The sequence below is a fragment of the Aquirufa aurantiipilula genome, from assembly GCF_019923745.1.
Taxonomy (GTDB): domain Bacteria; phylum Bacteroidota; class Bacteroidia; order Cytophagales; family Spirosomataceae; genus Aquirufa; species Aquirufa aurantiipilula.
On the sequence record NZ_JAANOG010000004.1, the window covers coordinates 320,940 to 344,516 of the forward strand.

The following is a 23,577-nucleotide window of genomic DNA, read 5'->3' on the forward strand; positions in this document are numbered from 1 at the left end:
TTTTAGCTAAACGTGTTCGATGAAAAATAAAGGCTTATTTGTATTGAGTTTTTTTGCTTTGATGCTCCTCGCATTGGGCTTAAGAACCTATCATATAGGTCAGTTTGGATTGTTTGGTGATGAAAAACAAAGCATGCTCCTAGCCGTAGGAAATACCAATTTTGGTGGCATGACCGATTTGCTAGCACCTCCCCAAACATTCACACCTGAGGATTTTTGGAAATCAAGAGGGCTCAAGGCTTGGTTAGATGCCGATGCCCGTGGAGATGTCAGTGGTAATAGCCTAGTACATGACATGATGCTCAAACTCTTTGCCTTTTTGTTTGGCAAAGAAGACGGTGTCCTTCGCTCCGTTTCTGTCTTATTTAATATCCTAACTCTTTGGCTTCTATTTTATTGGGCCAGAAAAATTCGCCCCCAATCACAAGGTTTCCCAATCCTCATCCTGGCTTTGGCTGTGATAGAACCCTTTTTTGTGATTTACAGCCAACAAGCTAGAAATTACACAACGAGCATATTCTTTACCACTGCTTCCAATTTTTACTTCTGGTCGGCCATGCAAGCCGAAAACCAGCAAAAAAATACCCGTAAAAAGTGGTTCATGTGGATACTCACGAGCGTGGCCGCTTTATTTAGTACCTACTTAACAGCCTTGGTTTTTGTGGGACAATTGATATTCTCATTAATTCAGAAAAATACTTGGGGCTTTTGGAAAAAGCATATTTTGGCAGGAATCATCGTCATCATACCTTTTGGTTTATGGATGCTTTGGGGGCCAGGTCAATATTTTTTAGCCTATCAAGCAGATGCGGCCAAACAATATCGGGAGTTTTTGGAGCAAAGTGGCCCCATAGCTGGTTGGATTGAGCCTGCCAATGCTAGTAATTTATTCAAAAGAACTGTTTCCATTTTGTCAGACCAGTTTATGTGGACCAATGACCTGTATGCTCGTCATGGATTTAAAATTGGGGCTATTTGTTTATTACTTTTTGGTGCAGGTGTATTTTCTTGGTTAAAAAGCTTGTCAAAAGAAGCACGATCTATTTACATCTTTGGTATTATTCAAATTGTATTACCCATATTGGTATTGATTCTTTCGGCTGTGAATGCAGGCACTACTACGGGTTACTTCTTGCGATATGCTAGTTTTGGATTACCCTTTGGTATTTTTATTTCAATAGGCTTGGCTGAGTATGCATTTCAACAAGCTATCTGGATTAGAATAGTAGCTAGTATATTTTTATTCATCCAGGTGAATTATTTGGTCCAGATATTTTTACCACTTTACTCAGATAAAGCACAAAAATACACCTTTGCCCATGATAGAAGATCAAATCCATACATCGAAATAGCTCAGAAAATCAAAGAGCAATATCAAGTAGGAGATACCGTGGTTTATCCTTCAAAAATGAATAATTTTTTGAATTCTGCTCATTTACAAGTTCGCGCAGCCGACGTTAGTGATGCCCAATTAACCAATGTGTACTTTGAACCAAGTGATTTATACATACAGAAAATAGATACCTTAATTCAAGATTCCGTGATTTTAAAGAAAAAAAATGGCAGAAGATTGCTTATTTTTGACTTTGAAAAAGGGAAATATAGATATTAGACGCATGACAAATGGAATTCCCCAGGTATCCTTCGTGATTCCAGTATATAACGAGGAAAGTAATTTACCCACCCTTGTGGAGCGATTGACCAAGATTATGGATCAATCACAAATAAAGTTAGAAGCTGTATTGATTGATGATGGTAGTCGAGATAATTCTCGCGCTATGCTGAAACAATTGGCCCTAACAGATCCCCGCTTTCATGTTGTTTTATTATCCCGTAATCACGGACATCAGTTGGCACTTACAGCCGGACTATCCGTTGCTCGTGGTACAGAAGGTGTATTCGTGTTGGATGGTGATTTACAAGATCCTCCCGAGTTGTTGGAAGAATTTTATGCCAAACATCTAGAAGGTTATGAGGTAGTATATGCCGTTCGAGAAAAAAGAAAAGAACCTTGGTATAAGCGTATGGCCTATTTTGTTTTCTACCGAATTCTGAAGAAAATAGCCAATGTTGATATTCCTTTGGATAGTGGTGATTTCTCCTTCATAGGTAGAAAAGTGGTGGATATTTTAAATCAAATGCCGGAAGAAAGTCGATTTATTCGAGGTATGAGAACTTGGATAGGTTTTAAGCAGGTTGGAATTTCATATAATCGTCAAGAGAGAGCTTTTGGAGATTCAAAATACACCTTTTCTAAATTAGTCCAATTAGCATTGAATGGGATTTTCAATTTTAGTGAATTCCCCATCAAATTTGTTTCTTCAGCAGGATTCTTAGCTATAGCCTCTTCTTTGATGTATTTCTTTTATGTGGTCATTAAGAAATTATTCATTGGTCAGGTAATAGAAGGATTTACCTCTTTATTATTCGTTATTATTCTATTTGGAGGGATTCAATTATTAGCCATTGGTATTTTAGGGGAATATATTTTACGCATCTTTTTTCAATCAAAAAGTCGCCCCAATTACATCATTGATCAAGAAATTTGTGAAGGTAAACCAGTGAAATAACAAATATGAAAGGGCCAAGATTGTTCTTGTTGCTGTACGGAATTGCCGCCTTCCTGGATGTCATTGTCCCTATGCTCTTTCCATCCTTTTCCCAAGTTCGATATCTGGCTAAACCGGCCCTAATGTTGTTATTGATGGCCTATGTTTTTGTTTCGAAAGATGTAGAACGTAAACCAACCATCTTGTTAGCATTGTTTTTTGCTTGGTTAGGAGATGTATTTTTGATGATTCCGGGTAGTAATCCATTATTTTTTCAATTGGGATTGGGTGGTTTTTTAATCATGCAATGGTTATATATTGATATGTTTAAAAAGCAGATCAATAAAGTGTTAAGTCCGGTTAATGGTATGACAATCGTCGTGGCTATTTATGTGCTGGGATTATTGAGTCTTCTATTGCCTCAAATGAACTTGGCATTGGCAATTCCTGTTATTGTCTATGCCATTAGTTTAGGAACAATGCTTTGGTTTGCCTCACAAAGGAAATCCAGTGTTTCTCTCTGGAATTATCAATGTATATTGGGAGGTGCCGTATTATTTGTTTTATCTGACAGCTTATTGGCTATAAACAAGTTTTATTATTCATTTCCAGGGAATTCCTTTTGGGTAATGTCCACTTATATTCTAGCCCAATTGTTACTCACGCAAGGTTTGGTTAAATTGCGTTCTTAATTAGATATTTATTTCATGCTTTCAACTGTTGAAACAACACCAGTCTTAGCGGAATTGGCTGAGAAAATTCAAGGATCTTTGTACACGGATACTGTTATGCGAACTCTGTATGCTACAGATGCTTCCGCATACCGTGAAATGCCTTTGGGGGTTGTTATTCCAGAAACACAGCAAGATTTAGAAACAATCATCCGATTTGCAGATCAGCATGCTTTGCCTTTGATTCCACGAACAGCCGGTACTTCTTTAGCTGGACAAGTAGTAGGGAAGGCCCTGATTGTGGATGTGTCTAAGTTTTTTAATCGAATTTTGGAGGTCAATCAAGAAGAATCCTATGTTTGGGTTGAACCAGGTGTAGTTCGTGATGTGTTGAATGTCGAGCTAAAAAAATACGGTTTATTTTTCGGTCCAGAGACCTCTACAGCTAATCGTGCCATGATTGGTGGTATGTTGGGAAATAATTCTTGCGGCTCTAATTCAGTGGTTTATGGGTCAACCCGGGACCATGTTTTGGAAGTGGAGGGATTTTTGTCTGATGGAACCTTAGTCAACTTTAGTGCTGAAAATCCTTTTGAAACGCTTAGAGGTTTGAAAGCTGGTACCCGATTGCATACCATCTATTCCCGCACCTTAGAAGCTCTTTCAGATTCTAAAAGACAGCAGGAAATACAAGATCAGTTCCCCAAACCGAGTATACATCGTAGAAATACGGGTTACGCGGTGGATATGTTGTTGAATACCGATGCATTTGATTCTAGTAAAGCTCCTTTTAACTTTTGTGCTTTGTTGGCCGGTTCAGAAGGTACACTTTGTTTTGCTACTAAAATAAAATTGCATGTCGATAAGCTTCCTCCTGCTCATTTGGGATTAGTTTGTGCCCATTTTAATACCATTGATGAAGCTTTACGGGCTAATTTAATTGCTTTGAAATTTAATCCATCGGCTTCTGAATTGATGGATCACTATATTTTGGAATGTACTAAAGCCAATCCAGAACAAAGACAAAATCGCTTTTTTGTAGAAGGAGATCCTGGTGCTATTTTGGTCGTGGAACTTCGTTCAGAGGATCCCAATGACTTAGCTTTTCAAGCTAAAGAAGTTGAAAAAGCGATGTTGGCAGAGAATTTAGGATATCATTTCCCTTACGTTACAGGTGAGGATGTGAAAAAGGTTTGGAATTTAAGAAAAGCTGGCTTGGGTTTATTGTCTAATCTACCCGGTGATGAAAAAGCAGTAGCGGTTATCGAAGATACTGCCGTGGATGTGAATGATTTGCCAGCTTTTATAGCGGAATTCAACGAGATACTTTCAGAAAATAATCTGTACTGCGTGCATTATGCTCATGCAGGATCAGGGGAGTTGCATTTAAGGCCAATCATCAATTTAAAGACAAAGGAGGGACATAAAATGTTCCGACATATTGCGGAAGAAATAGCCAGATTGGTTAAGAAATACCACGGTTCTTTATCAGGGGAACATGGTGACGGTCGACTTAGAGGTGAGTTTATCCCTTGGATGGTCGGGGAGTCCAATTACCAATTAATGCGTGAATTAAAGTCTTGGTGGGATCCCAAAGGTATATTTAACCCTAATAAAATTGTGGATACGCCTCCTATGGATAGCTTTTTGCGTTATGAGGCAGGTCAAATAACCCCCGAATTTAAAACAGCTTTCCGTTACCAAGATCAAGATGTTTTGCAGCATGCAGAACAATGCAATGGCTCAGGAGATTGTCGTAAAACACCCGTTTCTGGTGGTACCATGTGTCCAACTTTTATGGCAACGCGCAATGAAAAGGAAACGACACGCGCTAGAGCCAACATTCTTCGTGAATTTTTAACTCGTTCTCCTCAAGAAAATCGATTCGCACATGAAGAGATCAAAGAGGTGATGGATTTGTGTTTGGCTTGCAAAGGTTGTAAATCAGAATGTCCTTCCAATGTGGATGTGGCTAAATTGAAAATGGAGTTTTTATACCAATATCAAAAGGAAAAGGGATTACCTATTCGGAGTTGGTTGGTAGGACATTTCTCTAGCATTTCTTCAATAGCATCTAAAATACCGTTTGCGTACAACCTTGTAATGGGTACACCGTTTTTACGTCGAATGGCCAATCGAATTGTTGGTTTTCATCCGGACCGCACGATGCCATTGTTGGCCAATCAAACATTGAAAGCTTGGTTAAGAAATCGACCAAGTATTTCATCAAGTAAAGCTGTGTTTTTGTTTGTGGATGAGTTTACCAATTTTAATGATGCTGAAGTAGGGAGAAAGGCGGTTTTACTTTTGGAAGCATTGGGCTATGAGGTTAGAACCTTAGATCATCCCATCTCTGGTAGATCATTTTTATCCAAAGGGATGCTGGATGAAGCGAAGGAATTAGCTCAGAAAAATGTGGAATTGTGGAGTGATTTGGTGAGTTCAGACGTACCATTAGTCGGAATTGAACCCTCTGCATTATTAACGTTTAGAGATGAATATCCTGATTTAGTATCTGAAGCTTGGGTAGATCGTGCAAAGAAATTGGCTAAAAACGCACTTTTGTTAGAGGAATTTATTGCCAAAGAATTAGAAGCTAAGCGGATTTCTGCCAATCAGTTTACCCAAGAAAAGCGCTTAATAAAACTGCATGGGCATTGCCAACAAAAATCCATTAGCTCTTTAGTGCCAGCCAAAAAAGCTTTATCATTGCCAGCTAATTATGAAGTTCAATTAATTCCTTCTGGATGTTGTGGAATGGCGGGTTCTTTTGGATATGAAAAAGAACATTATGATTTGTCGATGCAAATTGGTGAACTAGTGTTGTTTCCTACCGTTCGAGCGCAGGCGGCAGAGGTAATCATAGCAGCGTCAGGGACAAGTTGTCGACACCAGATTCACGACGGTACGCAACGCGAAGCGAAGCATACCGCCGAAATCTTATTTGAGGCTTTGGTTTAGAGGTTTTTTTAAAATCTCCAGCGAACGAATGCCTCCATGGCTTCGTACTCTGCTAATCCTAATCTATTGTATATGCTTGCCGTTCCACGGTTACGCTCTTCGGCTCTTTGCCAGAATTCGCGAGAGTCATCTCCTTGGAATACCACACCATCTTTTTGGGATTGGTGTTTGAAGATACCCATACGCTTTTGGAAAACTTGATCGGGCGACATCGGTACGGCCATTTCAATTTGATCAATATCCCATTCTGCCCAAGCTCCTTTGTAAAGCCACACCCAACAGTTTTTCATGTACTCGCGGTGCTTTAATCGTTGAACAGCCTCTAGAATGGCATCCAAACAAACCTTATGTGTTCCATGCGGGTCAGCCAAATCACCTGCTGCATAGATTTGGTGAGGTTGGATTTCCTCAATCAAATTCATGATAATTTGTACATCTTCTTCACCAATCGGATTTTTACGAACAGTCCCTGTTTCATAAAATGGCATTTCTAAGAAATGGGTATTTTCTTTTTTAATACCTACGAATCGACAAGTGTTTTTTGCTTCTCCTTTACGGATTAATCCTTTGATTTCTCTTACTGAAGGAATATCAATTTCTGAATCGCGTTTGCTTTTTAAGAATTTGACAGCCTCTTTGTATATTTTATTGGCTTTAGGATTCGAGTTTTCAAATTTCTCATTAAAATCCACCACAAATTCAGCAAAACGAAGTGCTTCATCATCCGCTACGGCAATGTTACCCGTTGTTTGATAGGCCACATGCACATCATGTCCCTGATCATGTAAACGCTGGAAAGTACCGCCCATGGAGATGATATCGTCATCAGGGTGCGGACTGAATATGATCACTTTCTTTTTGGCAGGAAAAGCTCTTTCAGGGCGGTGAGTGTCATCCGCATTGGGTTTTCCTCCTGGCCATCCTGTGATGGTATGTTGTAAGTAATTAAATACTTCAATATTGATGTCATAGGCTTGTCCATAAAGCGATAGCAATTCGGAAAGACCATGTTCATTGTAATCTTTACTAGTTAATTTTAAAACAGGCTTATCCAATTGAAGGGCCAAATGGGTCACAGCCTTTTTAATCATTTTTCGATCCCAAGTAACAGAATCTACCACCCAGGGAGTTTTGATTCGGGTTAATGCGGCTGCAGCTGTTTCATCCAAGATGAAAGTAGCATTGTTGTGTTGTTGTAAATACGAAGCTGGAATATCTGAAGTGACAGGACCTTCTACCGCCCGAGCCACACTCTCCGCTTTATGTTCACCCCAAGCTAATAAAATCACCCGCTTTGCGTGCATGATTTTATCAATACCCATGGTAATGGCTTTCTTATGCACTTTCTCTAGACCTCCAAAATCAATAGCGGCATCAATTTTAGTGCTAATGTCTAGGGTCATTAATCGCGTTTTGGAATTGATTAAAGAACCTGGTTCGTTGAAACCAATATGACCATTTCGTCCAATTCCCAATAATTGAAAGTCCAAACCACCTAGTTTTTCAATTTTTTCATCATAATCCCGACAAAATTCTGGAATTTTTTCAATGGAAAGAGTTCCATCTGGGATATTGATGTTATTCAAGGCGATATCCACATGGTCAAACAATTGTTCTTTCATGAAGCGAACATAACTTTGAATAGCATCCGGCTGCATGGGATAATATTCATCCAAGTTAAAAGTGATTACATTTTTAAAACTTAATCCTTCTTCTTTGTGCATTCGGATTAATTCTTGATACACTTTTTTGGGCGAAGATCCAGTTGCTAATCCTAAAACTGCCGGTTTTTTTTCTTTGGCTCTTTCACGAATCAATGAAGCAATTTCCTGTGCAACGGCTTTAGAAGCTTGCTCGGAATCTGAATAAATACGAGTAGGTACTCTTTCAAAACTAATGGCCTGTTCCATGGTTAAAAAATTAAGGTTTAGAGGCTATGACGATTAAATCTAGTTCCAGTATATCAAACAATCGGAGTATGGTTTTGATGGCGGGATTTCCTTTTCCTAATTCAATGGAATGAATGGTTTTAATGGCAACACCGCTTTTTTCGCTCAATTCATCTTGATTTAGTCGAAGTGCGCTTCTTTTTTCTCGGATGATTTCGCCAAAAATTTTCAAGTCCATCGGTTTTCCTCTTGATTGTGATGTAAAAGTAGTACAAAAAATCAAAATAAAAATTAATCGGTAATATGTTACCGAATTATTTTTAAAAATACGAATCATTGGTTTTTTGCAGATTATCAGTTTTTGAAACTTTATTATCACATTGTAGGTTTATCTTTGTGTCAATCATTACACCCAAGTGTTCAATAATCTAATTCAATGAAATTTCGACATCTCATTATTATCATATTTAGTCTGTTTTACAGTACTTTATATGCACAAAAAGCTACTTTAAGCGGATATATCAAAGACAGTTCCAATGGAGAAGGTTTGATTGGAGCCAATGTTTACGTCAAGGAACTTAAAGTTGGAAATCAGAGTAATACCTATGGTTTTTACAGTTTAACTCTTGCTCCTGGAGAGTATACCTTAGTCTTTTCTTATACAGGTTATGAACGTGTAGAGAGGAAAATTCAATTTTCTAGTCAGTCACAGCAATTCTCTGTGGAGTTAAAACCTGCTGATAGTGAATTGGCTGAGGTTCGAGTAACGGCCAAGGCTGTTGATGAAAACGTCAAAAGTATTGAAATGTCTGTCAATAAAATTGATATCAAAACCATTAAACGAATCCCGGCTTTATTAGGAGAAGTAGATTTAGTGCGAGCTATTCAGTTGTTGCCCGGGGTAAGTACCGTTGGTGAAGGAGCCTCAGGGTTCAATGTACGAGGAGGAGGGGTTGATCAGAATTTAGTCTTAATGGATGATGCCCCGGTTTACAATTCATCTCACTTATTTGGTTTTTTCTCCGTTTTTAATCCAGATGCAGTAAAGGATGTTAAATTATTTAAAGGAGGTATTCCAGCCCAGTATGGAGGTCGAGTTTCGTCGATTTTGGACGTGAAAATGAAAGAAGGAAATACGAAAAAATTAGAAGTTAACGGTGGAATAGGAGTTATTTTCTCTCGATTATCCATCGAAGCCCCTTTAATTAAGGATAAAGCTTCTTTTATCGTAGCTGCAAGAAGATCATATATTGATATTTTGGCAAAGCCATTTTTAACTGGTAATAATGCCAATGCACAATTTAATTTTTACGATTTAACAGCCAAAGTCAATTATAACATCAACTCGAAGAACACGGTGTTTTTATCTGGTTATTTTGGTCGCGATGTTTTTGGAACAGGATTTGGCTTTAACTGGGGTAATGGTACTTTATCAGCAAGATGGAATCACGTGTTTTCCAATAAATTGTTTTTAAATGCGACCAGTTTTTACAGTAATTATGATTATTTATTGGATTCTGATTTAGAAAATAAAAGACCCAACGATTCCTTTCGTTGGACTTCCAACATTGTTAATTTAAGTTTTAAGCCAGATTTTACCTATTATATTACACCTGATAATACCCTGACTTTTGGTGGTCAAATTCTTTCCTATGAATTTAAACCAGGTCAAGCGGTAGCCTCATCCATTGGAGAGAAGAGAGAATTTGGTCAAGCTAATAAAAGGGGATTAGAAGCCTCATTTTATGTGGGGAATGAATTGAAGTTTTCTCCACATTTTTCAGCACAATATGGTTTACGTTATTCCCATTATGATTATCAAAGTCTAGATGGGGAATATTATAATCGTATTGCTGTTCCTATGTCGGCACAAAATCCTTCTGGATATGTATTACAGATCAATAAAGTAAATCCTGATCAGGTTATAGCGTCTTATGGAAATTTTGAGCCCCGATTGGCTTTGAATTGGACATTGAATGAAGCCTCATCAGTGAAAGCTAGCTTCAATCGCTTGTCTCAATATGTTCATTTGATGTCAAACACAGCTGCGTCTACACCTTTGGATGTATGGACAAGTTCTACAAATAATATCAAACCTCAAATTGCGGATCAAGTCGCCTTGGGTTTTTTTAAGAATTATGGAGAAAGTGGTAATGATTATGAGGCATCTGTTGAAGTCTATTATAAAAAGATGCAAAATCAAATTGATTATGCAGACCGAGCCAATTTGTTTTTAAATCCTTATTTTGAAAAGGACTTATTGTTTGGGGATGGTCGTGCCTATGGTTTGGAAGTCTTTGTGAAAAAGAATGTAGGCAAACTTACAGGATGGGTGAGTTATACATTAGCTAGGACGGAGCGAAAAATTGATGGTATCAATAATAATGAATGGTATACGAGTCGATACGATAGAACGCATACTTTAAATTTAATAGGACAATATGCCTTAAATGAAAAGTGGTCATTTGGCGCCAATTTTGCCTACATTACGGGAGTTCCTTATTCTATTCCAGTACAAAAATATGTTTACGAAGGGATAGCCTATCCGCAAACAATACCGGGTACTCGAGGCAATATCCGTGTACCGGATTACCATCGTTTGGATATTTCTGCCACCAAGAAAAATAAGAAAGGTTTATTTGGAAAAGGCAGCTCAGAATGGGTGTTCTCTGTGTATAATTTATACAATAGAAAAAATCCTTTTTCTGTTTATACTCGTCCAAACGAAACTAATTCAGCACAAACTGAAGCTGTTCAATTATCGATTATTGGGTCATTCGTTCCAGCAGTAACTTATAATTTCTCGTTCTAACATGAAAATCAAAGCTATTTATATCTTAAGTATTCTTCTCACGGTAGCCTTAAGCTCATGTGAAGATATTGTACAGTTGGAAAGTCCAAAATCCAATAATTTTTTAGTAGTTGAGGCTACTCTGACCAATTTGCCAGGTCCGCAGAAAATCATGCTGACAAAATCACAAGCCTATTTTGATAATTCAGCGGTACCTAAAATAAGTGGTGCAGAAGTCAAAGTCCGTGATAATATGGGCCAAGAATATGTATTTGTAGAGCAAAAAGATCAGGCAGGTACTTATGTTTGGCAACCTAAAACCTCGACCGAAGTATTGGGAAAAATGGGTATGACCTATCAATTATCAATCAATTGGTCCAATGAACAATTTACGGCCTCCGCAACCATGAGGAGAGTACCTACTATAGATTCCTTACTGTATCAGTTTGATGAGGCTTCGGGTCGCCAAAGAGGGGATGATAAACCCAAAGAAGGATATGATGCGCAATTTTTCGCCAAGGATTTTTTAGGCTTAGGTGATTGCTATCGAGTAAAAACATATAAAAATGGTAAGCTGTTTAATGATCCTTCCAGCATTTCAGTGATTTATGATGGGGCCTTTCAGCAAGGGGCAGCATCAGATGGTTTAACTTTTAATTTACCAATTCGTCGATCGATTTCCCCCGAATTGTATTTGGAGAATGATTTAATCAAAGTGGAATTGTATTCCATCTCTCAAGATCAATTCAATTTTTATTCTCAAGCTCGATTGGAATTAAATAATGCGGGATTGTTTTCAAGACCAGCAGCTAATATTCCTACCAATATTCAGAACTTGAATATGAATTCCGCTATACAAGGAGCTGGTTGGTTTGGTGTATCTGCTGTCAGTATATTTGAAACTAAAGTGGATCCTAAATTAGCCAGAAAAGGCCTGAAGTAATTATTCGAAATTAATGTACAAAGTTACGTTGTGGGTATTGATTCTACTTACTTTAAAGTAAGGATTGGTCGTTACAGAGGGTGTTGAATATAGATTGGCTATTCCATGGGAAAATCTAATTTCTGGTGTGAATTTGAAATATTTGAAAAACCCTTCAAATCCAAATCCATATTCTAGGGCAAAATCAACCGTTTGAGCACTTAAAGCAGCACTGTTTTTCTTGACATTAGCTTCTACTCCAAATTTAGATCCAGCTAAAACATACATCCGATGATTCATGCGTCGGATGGATTTAAATTTCAATAAAACAGGTATTTCAAACCAGGTAGATTCTCTCGATATATTTAAATCTTCTGCTGGTTTAGGTTGGATAAATGTGATTTCTCGATCATAAAGAGCAATGTTTACTCCAGATTTCAATTCTAAAAATCGATTGAAGGAATAATTTGCCAAACCCCCAATTTGAAACCCAAAATTTCTAGGTGAAATACTAGGTGTCAGGGTAGGGTCAGCCTCCATACTAAAATTGCTAGAGCTTAAACCAAACAAGAACCCAAAGTGAACTCTTTTATCATCATAAAATTCATTATTGATTCGGATGTACTTATTCCCTTGGGCCAATGAATGAAAGCCTATCAAACTGAATACTATGAGTATCAATAGCTTTTTCAAATTCCTATTTTGATTTTTGGCCCAAATAAATAGAACAGATACCTCCTGTCATGGGAATCCATTGCGTATTTTGATAACCAACTTGTTGGAAAATATCTAAAAAGTTTTGTCCATCTGGAAAGGCCTGAACAGATTCTGGAAGATAGGTATATGCCGCAGGATCCTTGGATATCAATTTCCCTAATAAGGGAAGAATGAATTTAGAATAAAAGGTATACAATTGCTTCATGGGGAATTTTCTTGGATTAGAAAATTCAAGAATCAAGCAATATCCTCCTGGTTTTAACACACGTAACATATCACTTAAACCTTTTTCTAGGTTTTCGTAATTTCGAACACCAAAACTGACGGTAATAGCATCAAAGCTTTGATCGGAAAAAGGTAGCTTTTCGGAATCCCCTAATTGTAAATGAATCTTATCTTGCAAACCTAGTTTTTTGATTTTCTCAATTCCGAAATCCAACATACCTTGAGAAATATCCACTCCAATGATTTTTTCAGGCTGTATCTTTAAAGCCTCTATGGCAAAATCTCCTGTTCCTGTGGCAATATCAAGTAAGGATTTGATCCCCTTGTTCTTCAACAAATTAATCGCTTTTTTTCTCCAGATTATATCGATTCCTCCACTAAGTAAATGATTTAAGAAATCATACTTGGGTGAAATGGAATTGAACATTTCTGCTACTTGTTCCTTTTTTCCTTGCGATTGATTTTTGTAGGGTACTACCATTGTTGATTGTTTGCTTAAATCCCAAACGTAAATTAGGGTCATTTGTTTCTGCAAATTACCAAAATTATTTGGTTAGGCGGCAGCCATTTGGAATACACCTACCAATATCCACATGAGAGTAAAGCTGATCAACATAGAAAAATTAACCAATGCACCTGCAATAGAAGTGTCAAAGTTTAATTCATCAGAATAGGTAATGAGTGTCATACCTACTGGAAGAATGATGCAGATAAGCATCATATTTCTAAAGTGTGTATCAAATGGAAGGCTATAATATAGAAATAAGCCAATGGATAAACCTAATATGTAGCGGATACCAAGTACTTGGAATACCTTCAAAAAGGATTTTTTGGGTAATCGAATACTAAAATAAATCCCCATTAAAAGTAAAACTAAGGGTTTGTTTCCTTGTGCAATGGTATCTACAATGCTGGTAAGAAATATAGGCAAGGGTATTTCTAATACATTTACCAGCAATCCAATGACCATGGCCTGAAAAGGGAAAAGCGACATGATGCGTTTGAATACATGTTTCCACATATTACCTTTTTTTCCTTGAGCAGAGAGGTAATTTCCCATACCATAGGTCAAAATGAAATTGATGAAGGAGTTACCAATGTCGAACATTGCCGCATAGGTTAAGCCTTTCCATCCCCAAATTCCTTCAATTAATGGATAGGCGAATAAGCCTAGGTTATATCCCGAGCAACCCATAGTAAGAATTCCCCGATATTCAGAACCCTCTTTTTTGAAAATATGAAAACCAACAAAAGAACATAAGAGGGCAAATAAGATACAAATGAAAGGCAGCCACAATAATTCGGAAGAGAATTGTACCTTAATCATGGTGCTAAACACCAAGGCAGGAAATGTGGTATGCATTAAAAATTTCGAAATCTTTTTGGCATCTTCTGTGGTGACAAATCCCAAGCTTTTAAGCAAGTAGCCTATGGAAATGACAACGAGAGCTGAACCAAAAACAAAATTGGGGGAATTCATGCGTGAAAGGGTGGCTTAGGCAAGGAAATGCGGAATGTACTTCCTTTGTTAATTTCAGTCGATTTTAAAATGAGTTTTCCCTCATGATAATTTTCAACGATTCTTTTGGCTAAAGTTAGTCCCAATCCCCATCCTCTTTTTTTGGTACTGAAGCCTGGAGAAAAGATTTTGGACATGTTTTTATTGGATATCCCTTTGCCTGTATCTGAAATATCAATGTAAATGACATTGTTTTTTCCTTCCGATAGCACAATTTGTATGTCTCCACTACCACTCATGGCATCTACCCCATTTTTGCAAATGTTTTCTATTACCCATTCGAATAAATAGCGATTCACTTTTGCTACTTGGTCTGGAGCTAACAAACTAATGACCTCGATGTGGACTTTACTTGAAATGCGGTTTTTTAAATATTGTAAAAAGGTACTAATCAACTCTTCTAAATTTTCTTCTTTCAATATAGGGGCAGAGCCAATGTTAGAAAACCTGGTAGTGATGGTTTCCAAGCGCTGAATATCCTTTGTTAATTCAATAACGATATTCGGATCTATGCTGGGTTCATTTCGAAGAATTTCCACCCAAGCAGTTAGAGAGGATAGGGGAGTACCTAATTGATGGGCGGTTTCTTTAGCTAATCCTACCCATACCCGATTCTGTTCTGCTCTTCTTGAATAAGAGAAAAAAATGTAGCCAAGGAATCCAATTATCAAAACAACAAGAAGTTGGGAAAGAGGGTAATACCTCAAGAGTTTCAAGAGTTTGGAATTCCCATAATAGATGTATTCTTTCTGAAATCCCATATCCATTTCAATGGGCTTGTTGTTCTCAGCAATAATTTCAGTCAATTTTTGCTTGAGTATTTCCTGCTTAGCTTCGGTTGAAAGCTGGTTTGACATAGGAATGTTAATGGAGTTTAGATGGCCAGACCCATCTTTCCAAATAACCGGAATGGTATTGTTTTCATTGATTTTTTTAATTCTCTCGAAAAAGAAATTAATATCCGCATTCTCATCACTCGTCATTACATAGCGTATGGTCTCTGCATATAACTCAATTTGTTGCTTCTCTCTTTCCTCTAATTTAGTCACTAAACCGTCTGTAAAATAGAGAGAAAAACCAGCCATGAACACACAAACCGCAAAAAAAGCCACCTTAAGCCATGTATCGCGGTTGTAAAAGGCTAGAGGTAAGGAGACTTCTTTGAACATCTGGATATTTTTCGAACCTAAAAAAGGCTATTCATCACAAAATAGTCACCGTTTATCCAAAAATCAAAAAAAAGTTTCTAAGGTACTATGTAATGCAAAGTACCTTACGTAGTTTTGTATCACATTAAAACACAGAAACCGATGGATATTGAAAATGCCAAGGTGCAGATGAGGAAAGGAATTTTGGAATTCTGTATTCTGCAGATTATTTCGCGAGGCGAGGTGTACGCATCCAACATGTTGGAAGAATTAACCTCTGCAAAAATCATGGTCGTGGAGGGAACCTTATACCCTCTTTTAACCCGCCTAAAAAATGCTGGGTTCTTAGATTATAAATGGGTGGAATCTTCCTCAGGCCCGCCGCGTAAGTATTACGTATTAACAGAAAAAGGAGGAGAATTTTTAGAAGAACTTCATTTAACATGGGATGAGTTACAAGGCTCTGTACTTCAAATAACCAATCCCGCCACCCCCAATTCATAAATCTATCATTGTATGAAAAAGACCCTTTCAATTAATATCGCAGGGATTATCTTCCACATCGAGGAGGATGCGTTTGCCACATTGGATGCATACATCAAATCCATCCATGCTTACTTCGAGAGTTTCGAAGGTTCAAAAGAGATTATTGCTGACATTGAAGCAAGAATTGCCGAGAAATTCTGGGGCATTCGTGAAGACGAAAAAACAGAAGCCATTTCATTGGAACATGTCAATGCTTTGATCGCCTCTTTAGGAACGGTAGCTGATTTTCAAGCTTTAGAAAGCGAAGAAGATAAGAAAGAAAACAGTTCATCGCAATCTCAGTCTACTCATTCAGAAAAGTCTATTCCAAATCAAAAAGTATTTAGACGTGATTTGTCTAGAAAAATGATTGGTGGTGTGGCTTCAGGTTTAGCTCGTTATTTACATGCTGATCCAATTTGGGTACGTTTATGTATGATCGTAGGCTTCTTTGGATTGATTCCATTATTCCATGTAGCCAATGTCATCTTCTGGGCCTATATTATTTGCTGGATTGCTATCCCTGGTGAAATCAATTTAGAAGAGGATAAATCCTTTCGCAAATTTTACCGTGATCCTGAAAAGAAAGTTATTGGTGGGGTAATCTCTGGATTTGCCGCCTACACAGGATGGGATTTAGGTCTACTGCGTGTATTAGCTGTATTATCTGTCTTGTTTTTTGGAACAGGGATTGTAGCCTATCTGGTGATATTGATTATAGCACCAGAGGCTAAAACCCTCACAGATAAAATGGAAATGACGGGTGAGCCTATCACTTTGGAAAATATTGAAAACAACATCAAGAAGAACTTCCAAAAGGAAGGAGAGGCTGAAGAAAGTGCTTTAACTCGTATCTTGTTAGTTCCATTTCGACTAATTGCTGCTTTCTTTGGCGCATTTAAAGGGTTTTTCATTGCTCTTCGTTGGATCGTTCAAATAGCATTTGGTATCATTTTAACGGCAATAGGTTTAGGAAGTATCATTGCCCTAATTACGGTTTCTTCAGTAGGATTTTCAGGTTTAGATCATGGCCAAGTTCAAATTGCTTTTGGTGAAGCCATTCCTTTATATTTATTGGCGAATGATTTGCCTTCTTGGACTTATTTAGCCTTCATCGCAGCATTTCTACCTATTTTAGTTTCCATCATAATCTCAGGAGTTTCTTTATTAGCTAACCGTAAATTTTATAATAGAACGTATAAATACATCGCTACTACCTTGTGCATTGTTGGTTGGATTGGTTTATTCGTAGCCTTACCAACAGTGGGAAGAAATTTTTCAAGAACAGCTTCTGTGAATCAAGTAAAAGACATTAGTATTCCATCCAAGCCCTTTGTTTTTGATGTGAAAAAAGAATCTCAAGAGTCTATTTGGGAAAAAATGTTAGGAAGTAGAGAATTGGTGGATGAAATCCTGGATGACGAAGATATGCACGATTATAACCGTGAAGGATTTACTCGTACCCAAATTACCATAGAAGGATATTCAGGGACGACCATCCAGGTAATAGAATTCTCCAAATCAAATGGAAAAGATCGTTTTGATGCTGAGAAAAATGCCAGAAGTATTAAATATGACTATTCCATTCAAAATGATAAAATCATATTTGATAGCCATTTCGGAATTACGAATCAAAAGTTCAGAAATCAACGCATGCGTGTGAAGGTATTGATACCTTTTGGACAGAGCTTCGGTATGACGCGTGATTTTGCATCCTATATTGAAAATGAAATTCATGGAGGATACTTTAACGAGAGTAATGGCGATTTATTTGTAGGATCACTTTGGAATTTTACTCCAGAAAAAGGCTTAACATGTATTAATCGTGAACCCATTGAGGATAAAGACGAGTCGTTCCATGAAGATCGTTCTTCTTCAGATGAGGTAGGTGTTAATTTTTCTATCAGTAAGGATTTAGAAAACTTCCAAAGCATTGAAGCCTTGAATACCGAAGGAGCTAGTATTCGTATCGTTCCTGGAGATAAGTATGTCATTCGTTTTGAGGGAAATGATAAACCAAGTTTTGTCACAGAAGCGAAAGTGGTTAATGGCGTTTTAAAATTGGACAAAGTACAATCAGGCGTTCAAATTGAGATACAATCTCCAAAGCTTTCCAAGGTAGAATTGGGAGGAAATGCCAGAACAGAAATCAAAGGATTTAATCAGGCTAAATTAGAAGTAGTCTTGCATAATTTCCACAGTGTTAATATCGATGGCACGACGGATTTATTGATTGCTTCAGCAGACCAAAATTCTGAGCTTATTGCTCCCAATTTGGTTGCTCAAAAGGCTATTGTCTCATTAAAAGATCAATCTAAAATGGATTTGCAAGTCATCAAGAATATCACAGGAAATAAATCCATGAATGCGGATTTAACTTATCCAAGTATTTCCAACTTACAAGTCAACATTAAAACACAAAAATAAAAGGAGGATCATGCAACCTTTTGATCTTTCGTTTCATCTTCTCTACATTCCAAAATAATAACAATCATGAAAACAAAATTCAATTTATTCATTTTCCTAGGTGCATTATTTGTGTCCATCGTGGCATTTGCATCTCCAGAAGATTATTCAAAAAAGTTTAAAGTATCAGGTTTTCAAAACTTAGACCTAGGTCAAGCATTTGAAATTAAAGTTAGCAAAGGAAGTGCATATTCGTTGGCAGCTTATGGCCGTCAAGAAGATGTGGATGATTTAGAAGTAGACATTGACGGTAATACCTTGAAGGTATCTTATAAAGACCGTAATTGGGGTTTTAATTGGGGTAAAAACCGTAAAAGAGTTCGTTTGGTCATCACTATGCCTCGTTTAGCTAATGCTGATTTTTCAGGTGCTTGTCGTGTGGATGTCGATGGATTCGCCAATGAAGAACAAATGAATTTTGTGTTTAGTGGAGCATCTAAAGGTCAATTGAATCAGATTAATGCTGACAAATTAAATGTGGAATTATCAGGAGCGTCTAAATTGAATATCAGTGGTCATGCTGGCAAATTAAATGTAGATGCTTCAGGTGCAAGTCACATGGAGGGAACTAATCTGATGGCGCGTGATACGGATGTTGAGGCAAGTGGCGCAAGTCATGTTAGCGTACAAAGTCAAAAGACATTGCGCGTTGATGCATCTGGTGCTTCCAAAGTATCATATAAAGGTGTTCCAACCATCAGCAAAGATTTGTCAGGAGCCGCTTCTATAAACCAAGTAAACTAGTTTTTTTCCCCAGCAGGTATCCTAAAATTCAATTGGTTACTTGCTGGTGGAACAGGACAAGCATATTCCGGATTGTACGCACAAAAAGGAAAGTAAGCCAAATTAAAATCCGCCTTAAGTTTTTTACCGTTTAGATTTATTAGGGGTATATCTAAGTACCTACCGCCTCCATAGGTTTCTGTGGGGGCGGTTTTGTCTTTAAATGGAAGGAAAAAGTCTCCATTGTCGTGCTGGTAAAGCTTTAAGCGAACCTCTTGTCCATTGATTTGGGCTTTAATATCTCCAATGTAAAGGATATCCTCTTTGGTGCCATCACTCATTGGCAAAGCAATTTTATCAACTTTTGAATTATTTTCTAAGTCAAATTCTATTAGCCAAGCACTAGAAAAGGGGAAATACTGAAGTCCTTTAAATGTTTCTTTATTCTTGATGGGTGAATCTTCTTGCTCTTTCATCGAAATGTCTTTTTCTTTTCGATGTTGCATGACTGCCAAAGAATCTTCTTGTGTTTTATTTACGCTTACAGCGGTGTTTTTAGGTAGACTAATAATCACCAAGACGATTGCGCCAAGAACAAGAATCAAAATCCATTTATTGAATTTCATAAGTTTGGGTGTAATTTTGAATTTAGGCAAAAATATAAAATTTAATTCGATGTTTACAGGCATAGTGGAGGCCATGGGCACCTTAGAGAATAGAATGGTTCAAGGAACCAATATCGATTTTTGGTTTAGTTCACCGTTTACGCATGAACTAAAGATCGATCAATCTTTGGCGCATAATGGAGTATGTTTAACTGTTGTCGAAATTACCGATAGTCAATACCGCGTTACCGCCATTGAAGAAACGCTACATAAAACCAATCTAGGTGAATTGGAACTTGGTCAAAAGGTTAACCTAGAGCGTTGTTTAGCTGCAACAGGGCGATTTGATGGGCATATTGTACAAGGCCATGTAGATACTAAAGGAGTTTGTACTCAAATCAATACTAAAGATGGGTCTTGGGAATATTATTTTGAATATCCACTTTCAAATGAACATATTACCGTGACTAAAGGCTCAATTTGTGTTAATGGAACGAGCCTAACTGTGGTTCATTCAGGCCAACATGATTTTTCTGTAGCCATCATTCCTTATACCTATGAACATACCGTTTTTCATCAATTGAAAGTCGGAGATTCTGTTAATTTAGAATTTGATATCGTAGGAAAATACGTTCAAAAGATGTTAGCTAGCTATTAGTCGATCAATGGCTTGATTTACCTTTTCAAATCCAAAACGCTGGTAAGCTGTATCTTTTTGAGCTTGAATTTGATCCAAACCTAAATTACCAATACTACCCAAATGGGTATGATGTAAGTTTCTTTGGCTGCCATCAAACTGCTTTTCTTCGATCATTTTACCAATTTGTTGGTATGCTTCCCGAAACGGAACTCCTTGAACCACAAGGCGATTCACTTCTTCTACACTAAAAAGTAAGTCGTATTTATCATGATTTAATAAATCAGACTTCACTTTCATGTGCTCTACTAGGTAGTGAGTGATTTCCAAGCCATCTAAAATCTCCTCAATTGCAGGCATTAAAAGTTCTTTGGTTAACTGGAACTCGCGGTGATAACCGGAGGGCAAATTGCTTGTTAATAAGTGCAATTGATTTGGAAGGGCTTTGAGTTTGTTGGCTTTTCCTCTCAATAATTCTGCCACATCTGGATTCTTTTTGTGTGGCATGATAGAACTTCCCGTGGTTAGGGAATCTGGTAATTCAATGAATCCGAAATTTTGAGAATTGTAAAGACAAACATCCATGGCCAATTTGCTTAAGGTACTAGCAATCTGACTGATGGCCGTTAATAAATAAAATTCTGTTTTTCCGCGAGATAATTGGGCATTGACCACATTGACATGTGGACTTTCAAAGCCTAGCAAATCGGTGGTTAATTGACGATCTAAGGGAAAGGAGGAACCATATCCTGCTCCTGAACCTAAAGGGTTTTTATTGGCTAAACGGAAGGCAGCTTCCAATAATTCAACATCTTCCACCAAGCTTTCAGCATAGGCACCAAACCATAATCCAAAAGAAGATGGCATGGCAATTTGTAAATGGGTATAGCCTGGAAGTAAATCTTTTTTATGTGCTTCACTTTTGGTAAGAAGTAGATTAAAAAGCTTTTCAACTGCTTCCGCAATTTCTTGGATTTCAGCCCGCATGAATAATTTTAAATCCACTAAAACTTGGTCGTTTCTAGAACGACCCGCATGAATTTTCTTTCCTAAATCACCTAGTTTTTGGGTTAGTAAATATTCAATTTGAGAATGTACGTCTTCCATTCCCACTTCAATTTCAAATTCACCTGCATCAATGGAAGCTAAAATAACCTTCAATTCTTGACATAAAGGACTAAGTTCTTCCTTTTTTAAAAGTCCAACTTCAGCCAACATAGTAATATGGGCTAAAGAGCCCAATACATCGTAGCGTGCCAATTGTAAATCGTAGATAGGGTCATTTCCTATTGTAAATTTTTCAATTTTAGCATCCGTAGTCTGATTTGCTTTTTGCCAAAGTTTTGCCACTTTCTTATGATTTATGTTGGTATTGAATAATCGTTTGAGATAATAATTGTTGATAGGTTTGAATCCCTTGTTTGATTTCATCTAAGTAAATGAATTCATCTGCAGTATGGGATCTACCGGAATGTCCTGGGCCGATTTTTACGGAAGGGCATGTCAATAAGGATTGGTCAGACAGGGTAGGAGAACCAAAACTGCTTATTCCTATTGCTTGGGCAGCTTGACAAACCACATGATTTTCATCGATACGGCTTGGCTGTAATCGGATGGATCTGGGGTTTAAGTCTGAGCTTAGTTCTTTTTTTAATATGTCAAGGATTTCTTCCAAAGTATAGCATTCATTTACTCGGCAATCAATGCTGAATTCACAAGTATCTGGAATGACATTATGTTGTTTACCGGCATGAATGATGGTGACTGTTGTTTTTACAGGACCTAAAACAGGGGATACTTTTTCAAATTTGAATTTTTCAATTTTTTGAATATCCTTCATGGCGACGTAAATCGCATTTATCCCTTCATTTCTAGCTGCGTGTCCTGCTTTTCCATGTGCCACTGCATCAATCACCATGAGTCCCTTTTCTGCTATGGCCAATTGGCAATCCGTAGGTTCACCCACAATGGCCCAATCAATCTTAGGAAAGTTGGGAGCTTGAAGAAGGGCTTCAATGCCATTTTTTCCTGAAATTTCTTCTTCAGCGGTGGCTGCAAGCACCAAATTAAATGGTAGGTTTTCTAGAGCGTAAAAGGAACAAAATGTTTGAATGAGGCAAACTAGACTTGCTCCAGCATCATTTGAACCTAAACCGATGAGTTTACCATCCATTTCTGTGGGAGTCCAAGGATCAAATGTCCATGAGGCATTTGCCTTAACAGTATCATGATGGGAGTTTAGTAAGACACTGGGTTTGTTCGGATCAAAATGTTCATTTTTTGCCCAAATGTTATTGAGGTATTGCTCCGATTTAATTCCCTTATTACTGAAAAAATCTTGAATTATTTTAGCTGTACCTTCCTCTTCTTTACTCAATGAAGGACAAGCAATCAATTGAGAAAGTAATGAGTAGGCTTGTAAAAAATCAGATTCTTGATACATTATGCTGTTATTCTAGTGCCACCTTCTTGGGATAATACTTGACTCGCGTGACAGAGTTTAACGGTATTAACCCCTTGGGAAATGGCTTTAATGGCATTTTCTAATTTAGGAATCATTCCTGCAGTAACAATTCCACTTTCCTTTAAATCCAAAAATGAAGATTGGTTGATGTGTGGAATAACAGAATGATCGTCATCTGGGTTACTTAAAACCCCATTTTTTTCAAAGCAATACGTTAGGGTAACTTCGAAAAATTCACTTAATGCGATGGCAATAGCTTGTGCCATCGTATCAGCATTGGTATTTAATAAATGACCTTCTTTATCGGCAGTGATGGGGGCAAAAATAGGATAATAACCTTGTTGTATGAATCCACTTAATGCTTTACTATTCACCTGTTCAATATCGCCTACCCAACCATAATCAATGGGCGAAGGATTTCTTTTTTTACTGATTACCAAGCCTGCATCAGGTCCAGTAAAACCTACAGCATTTTTCTGTTTAGCTTGTAATTGGGCAACCAAGGATTTATTAATCCAACCTGCATAGACCATGGTTACAATGCGTAAACTTGCCGTATCGGTAACACGTCTTCCTTCGATCATTTGGCTGGTAATGCCCAATTCTTTCGCCATTTCAGTCGCAATTTTACCACCTCCATGAACGAGAACAAAGGGGGCATTGATGCTGGCAATATCCTGTAAAAATGCTTCTAACAAAGAAGGATTGTCGATGACATTTCCGCCAATTTTAATTACCTGAAGCTTAGGTAGATTTAAACTCATA

General features: G+C 37.5%; 20 protein-coding genes. 10 read left to right on the forward strand and 10 right to left on the reverse strand.

Going from position 1 to position 23,577, the window contains the following annotated elements:
• Nucleotides 1–19: 19 nt before the first annotated feature.
• The 4 genes from G9H60_RS06585 to G9H60_RS06600 are packed head-to-tail and all read left to right on the forward strand — an operon-like array spanning nucleotide 20 to nucleotide 6,181.
• Nucleotides 20–1,612 carry a glycosyltransferase family 39 protein gene (locus G9H60_RS06585; RefSeq protein ID WP_223143276.1) on the forward strand — a complete coding sequence of 531 codons (1,593 nt, stop codon included), beginning with the start codon at nucleotides 20–22 and terminating at the stop codon, nucleotides 1,610–1,612.
• A 4-nt stretch (nucleotides 1,613–1,616) separates the two neighbouring features.
• Nucleotides 1,617–2,570, forward strand: coding sequence for a glycosyltransferase family 2 protein (locus G9H60_RS06590; RefSeq protein WP_223143277.1), 954 nt, complete (start codon nucleotides 1,617–1,619; stop codon nucleotides 2,568–2,570).
• A 5-nt stretch (nucleotides 2,571–2,575) separates the two neighbouring features.
• Nucleotides 2,576–3,241, forward strand: a complete 666-nt coding sequence (locus G9H60_RS06595; protein ID WP_223143278.1) for a lysoplasmalogenase — start codon at nucleotides 2,576–2,578, stop codon at nucleotides 3,239–3,241.
• 15 nt (nucleotides 3,242–3,256) lie between these two features.
• Nucleotides 3,257–6,181, forward strand: coding sequence for an FAD-binding and (Fe-S)-binding domain-containing protein (locus G9H60_RS06600; protein ID WP_223143279.1), 2,925 nt, complete (start codon nucleotides 3,257–3,259; stop codon nucleotides 6,179–6,181).
• A gap of 8 nt (nucleotides 6,182–6,189) precedes the next feature.
• On the opposite strand, the gene nagB is transcribed toward G9H60_RS06600, so the two are convergent.
• A complete protein-coding gene (gene nagB / locus G9H60_RS06605; protein WP_223143280.1) occupies nucleotides 6,190–8,091 on the reverse strand; it encodes a glucosamine-6-phosphate deaminase in 1,902 nt (633 codons plus the stop codon).
• A 10-nt stretch (nucleotides 8,092–8,101) separates the two neighbouring features.
• A complete protein-coding gene (locus tag G9H60_RS06610; RefSeq protein ID WP_166374357.1) occupies nucleotides 8,102–8,308 on the reverse strand; it encodes a helix-turn-helix transcriptional regulator in 207 nt (68 codons plus the stop codon).
• Nucleotides 8,309–8,506: 198 nt separating this feature from the next.
• On the opposite strand from G9H60_RS06610, the gene G9H60_RS06615 reads away from it, so the two are divergent.
• A complete protein-coding gene (locus G9H60_RS06615; RefSeq protein WP_223143281.1) occupies nucleotides 8,507–10,882 on the forward strand; it encodes a TonB-dependent receptor in 2,376 nt (791 codons plus the stop codon).
• Nucleotide 10,883: 1 nt separating this feature from the next.
• On the forward strand, nucleotides 10,884–11,804 hold the full coding sequence (locus G9H60_RS06620) for a DUF4249 domain-containing protein (RefSeq protein ID WP_223143282.1): 921 nt from the start codon (nucleotides 10,884–10,886) through the stop codon (nucleotides 11,802–11,804).
• On the opposite strand, the gene porT is transcribed toward G9H60_RS06620, so the two are convergent.
• From porT to G9H60_RS06640, 4 genes are read right to left on the reverse strand one after another with little or no spacing between them, the layout of a single operon-like run.
• On the reverse strand, nucleotides 11,805–12,476 hold the full coding sequence (gene porT, locus G9H60_RS06625; protein WP_223143283.1) for a type IX secretion/gliding motility protein PorT/SprT: 672 nt from the start codon (nucleotides 12,474–12,476) through the stop codon (nucleotides 11,805–11,807).
• A gap of 4 nt (nucleotides 12,477–12,480) precedes the next feature.
• Nucleotides 12,481–13,248 (reverse strand): bifunctional demethylmenaquinone methyltransferase/2-methoxy-6-polyprenyl-1,4-benzoquinol methylase UbiE, encoded by a 768-nt coding sequence (gene ubiE / locus G9H60_RS06630; protein ID WP_262899970.1) that lies wholly within the window; start codon nucleotides 13,246–13,248, stop codon nucleotides 12,481–12,483.
• Between the two features lie 30 nt (nucleotides 13,249–13,278).
• The gene (locus tag G9H60_RS06635; protein ID WP_223143284.1) at nucleotides 13,279–14,205 is read right to left on the reverse strand and encodes an AEC family transporter; all 927 of its coding nucleotides are present in this window, start codon (nucleotides 14,203–14,205) and stop codon (nucleotides 13,279–13,281) included.
• Nucleotides 14,202–15,413: a sensor histidine kinase gene (locus G9H60_RS06640; protein ID WP_223143285.1), complete on the reverse strand. Its 1,212-nt coding sequence runs from the start codon at nucleotides 15,411–15,413 to the stop codon at nucleotides 14,202–14,204. The genes G9H60_RS06635 and G9H60_RS06640 overlap by 4 nt, the downstream gene beginning before the upstream one ends.
• Before the next feature lie 141 nt (nucleotides 15,414–15,554).
• Here G9H60_RS06640 and G9H60_RS06645 point away from each other — a divergent pair, with 141 nt between their 5' ends.
• The 3 genes from G9H60_RS06645 to G9H60_RS06655 all read left to right on the forward strand — a co-directional run bounded on the left by G9H60_RS06645 (nucleotide 15,555) and on the right by G9H60_RS06655 (nucleotide 19,127).
• Nucleotides 15,555–15,896, forward strand: a complete 342-nt coding sequence (locus tag G9H60_RS06645; protein ID WP_223143286.1) for a PadR family transcriptional regulator — start codon at nucleotides 15,555–15,557, stop codon at nucleotides 15,894–15,896.
• 12 nt (nucleotides 15,897–15,908) lie between these two features.
• Entirely contained in the window at nucleotides 15,909–18,344 is a 2,436-nt protein-coding gene (locus tag G9H60_RS06650; RefSeq protein WP_223143287.1) for a PspC domain-containing protein, read from the forward strand.
• A 66-nt stretch (nucleotides 18,345–18,410) separates the two neighbouring features.
• Nucleotides 18,411–19,127, forward strand: coding sequence for a head GIN domain-containing protein (locus tag G9H60_RS06655; protein ID WP_223143288.1), 717 nt, complete (start codon nucleotides 18,411–18,413; stop codon nucleotides 19,125–19,127).
• On the opposite strand, the gene G9H60_RS06660 is transcribed toward G9H60_RS06655, so the two are convergent.
• Complete coding sequence (locus G9H60_RS06660; RefSeq protein WP_223143289.1) at nucleotides 19,124–19,732, reverse strand: DUF1684 domain-containing protein; 609 nt, start codon at nucleotides 19,730–19,732, stop codon at nucleotides 19,124–19,126. The two genes, G9H60_RS06655 and G9H60_RS06660, sit on opposite strands and share 4 nt — an antisense overlap.
• Before the next feature lie 49 nt (nucleotides 19,733–19,781).
• Here G9H60_RS06660 and G9H60_RS06665 point away from each other — a divergent pair, with 49 nt between their 5' ends.
• On the forward strand, nucleotides 19,782–20,369 hold the full coding sequence (locus G9H60_RS06665) for a riboflavin synthase (protein ID WP_223143290.1): 588 nt from the start codon (nucleotides 19,782–19,784) through the stop codon (nucleotides 20,367–20,369).
• Here G9H60_RS06665 and argH read toward each other — a convergent pair.
• From argH to argB, 3 genes are read right to left on the reverse strand one after another with little or no spacing between them, the layout of a single operon-like run.
• Nucleotides 20,355–21,698, reverse strand: a complete 1,344-nt coding sequence (gene argH / locus G9H60_RS06670) for an argininosuccinate lyase (RefSeq protein WP_317197224.1) — start codon at nucleotides 21,696–21,698, stop codon at nucleotides 20,355–20,357. The two genes, G9H60_RS06665 and argH, sit on opposite strands and share 15 nt — an antisense overlap.
• Before the next feature lie 4 nt (nucleotides 21,699–21,702).
• Nucleotides 21,703–22,791 (reverse strand): M20 family metallo-hydrolase, encoded by a 1,089-nt coding sequence (locus tag G9H60_RS06675; RefSeq protein WP_223143292.1) that lies wholly within the window; start codon nucleotides 22,789–22,791, stop codon nucleotides 21,703–21,705.
• Entirely contained in the window at nucleotides 22,791–23,576 is a 786-nt protein-coding gene (gene argB / locus G9H60_RS06680; RefSeq protein WP_223143293.1) for an acetylglutamate kinase, read from the reverse strand. Before argB ends, G9H60_RS06675 begins: the two co-directional genes overlap by 1 nt.
• Nucleotide 23,577 lies beyond the last annotated feature (1 nt).

Coding starts and splice junctions, on each gene's coding strand:
- G9H60_RS06585 (WP_223143276.1), top strand. CDS start 20: ATGAAAAATAAAGGCTTATTTGTATTGAGTTTTTTTGCTTTGATGCTC.
- G9H60_RS06590 (WP_223143277.1), top strand. CDS start 1,617: ATGACAAATGGAATTCCCCAGGTATCCTTCGTGATTCCAGTATATAAC.
- G9H60_RS06595 (WP_223143278.1), top strand. CDS start 2,576: ATGAAAGGGCCAAGATTGTTCTTGTTGCTGTACGGAATTGCCGCCTTC.
- G9H60_RS06600 (WP_223143279.1), top strand. CDS start 3,257: ATGCTTTCAACTGTTGAAACAACACCAGTCTTAGCGGAATTGGCTGAG.
- nagB (WP_223143280.1), bottom strand. CDS start 8,091: ATGGAACAGGCCATTAGTTTTGAAAGAGTACCTACTCGTATTTATTCA.
- G9H60_RS06610 (WP_166374357.1), bottom strand. CDS start 8,308: ATGGACTTGAAAATTTTTGGCGAAATCATCCGAGAAAAAAGAAGCGCA.
- G9H60_RS06615 (WP_223143281.1), top strand. CDS start 8,507: ATGAAATTTCGACATCTCATTATTATCATATTTAGTCTGTTTTACAGT.
- G9H60_RS06620 (WP_223143282.1), top strand. CDS start 10,884: ATGAAAATCAAAGCTATTTATATCTTAAGTATTCTTCTCACGGTAGCC.
- ubiE (WP_262899970.1), bottom strand. CDS start 13,248: ATGACCCTAATTTACGTTTGGGATTTAAGCAAACAATCAACAATGGTA.
- G9H60_RS06635 (WP_223143284.1), bottom strand. CDS start 14,205: ATGAATTCCCCCAATTTTGTTTTTGGTTCAGCTCTCGTTGTCATTTCC.
- G9H60_RS06640 (WP_223143285.1), bottom strand. CDS start 15,413: ATGTTCAAAGAAGTCTCCTTACCTCTAGCCTTTTACAACCGCGATACA.
- G9H60_RS06645 (WP_223143286.1), top strand. CDS start 15,555: ATGGATATTGAAAATGCCAAGGTGCAGATGAGGAAAGGAATTTTGGAA.
- G9H60_RS06650 (WP_223143287.1), top strand. CDS start 15,909: ATGAAAAAGACCCTTTCAATTAATATCGCAGGGATTATCTTCCACATC.
- G9H60_RS06655 (WP_223143288.1), top strand. CDS start 18,411: ATGAAAACAAAATTCAATTTATTCATTTTCCTAGGTGCATTATTTGTG.
- G9H60_RS06660 (WP_223143289.1), bottom strand. CDS start 19,732: ATGAAATTCAATAAATGGATTTTGATTCTTGTTCTTGGCGCAATCGTC.
- G9H60_RS06665 (WP_223143290.1), top strand. CDS start 19,782: ATGTTTACAGGCATAGTGGAGGCCATGGGCACCTTAGAGAATAGAATG.
- G9H60_RS06675 (WP_223143292.1), bottom strand. CDS start 22,791: ATGTATCAAGAATCTGATTTTTTACAAGCCTACTCATTACTTTCTCAA.
- argB (WP_223143293.1), bottom strand. CDS start 23,576: ATGAGTTTAAATCTACCTAAGCTTCAGGTAATTAAAATTGGCGGAAAT.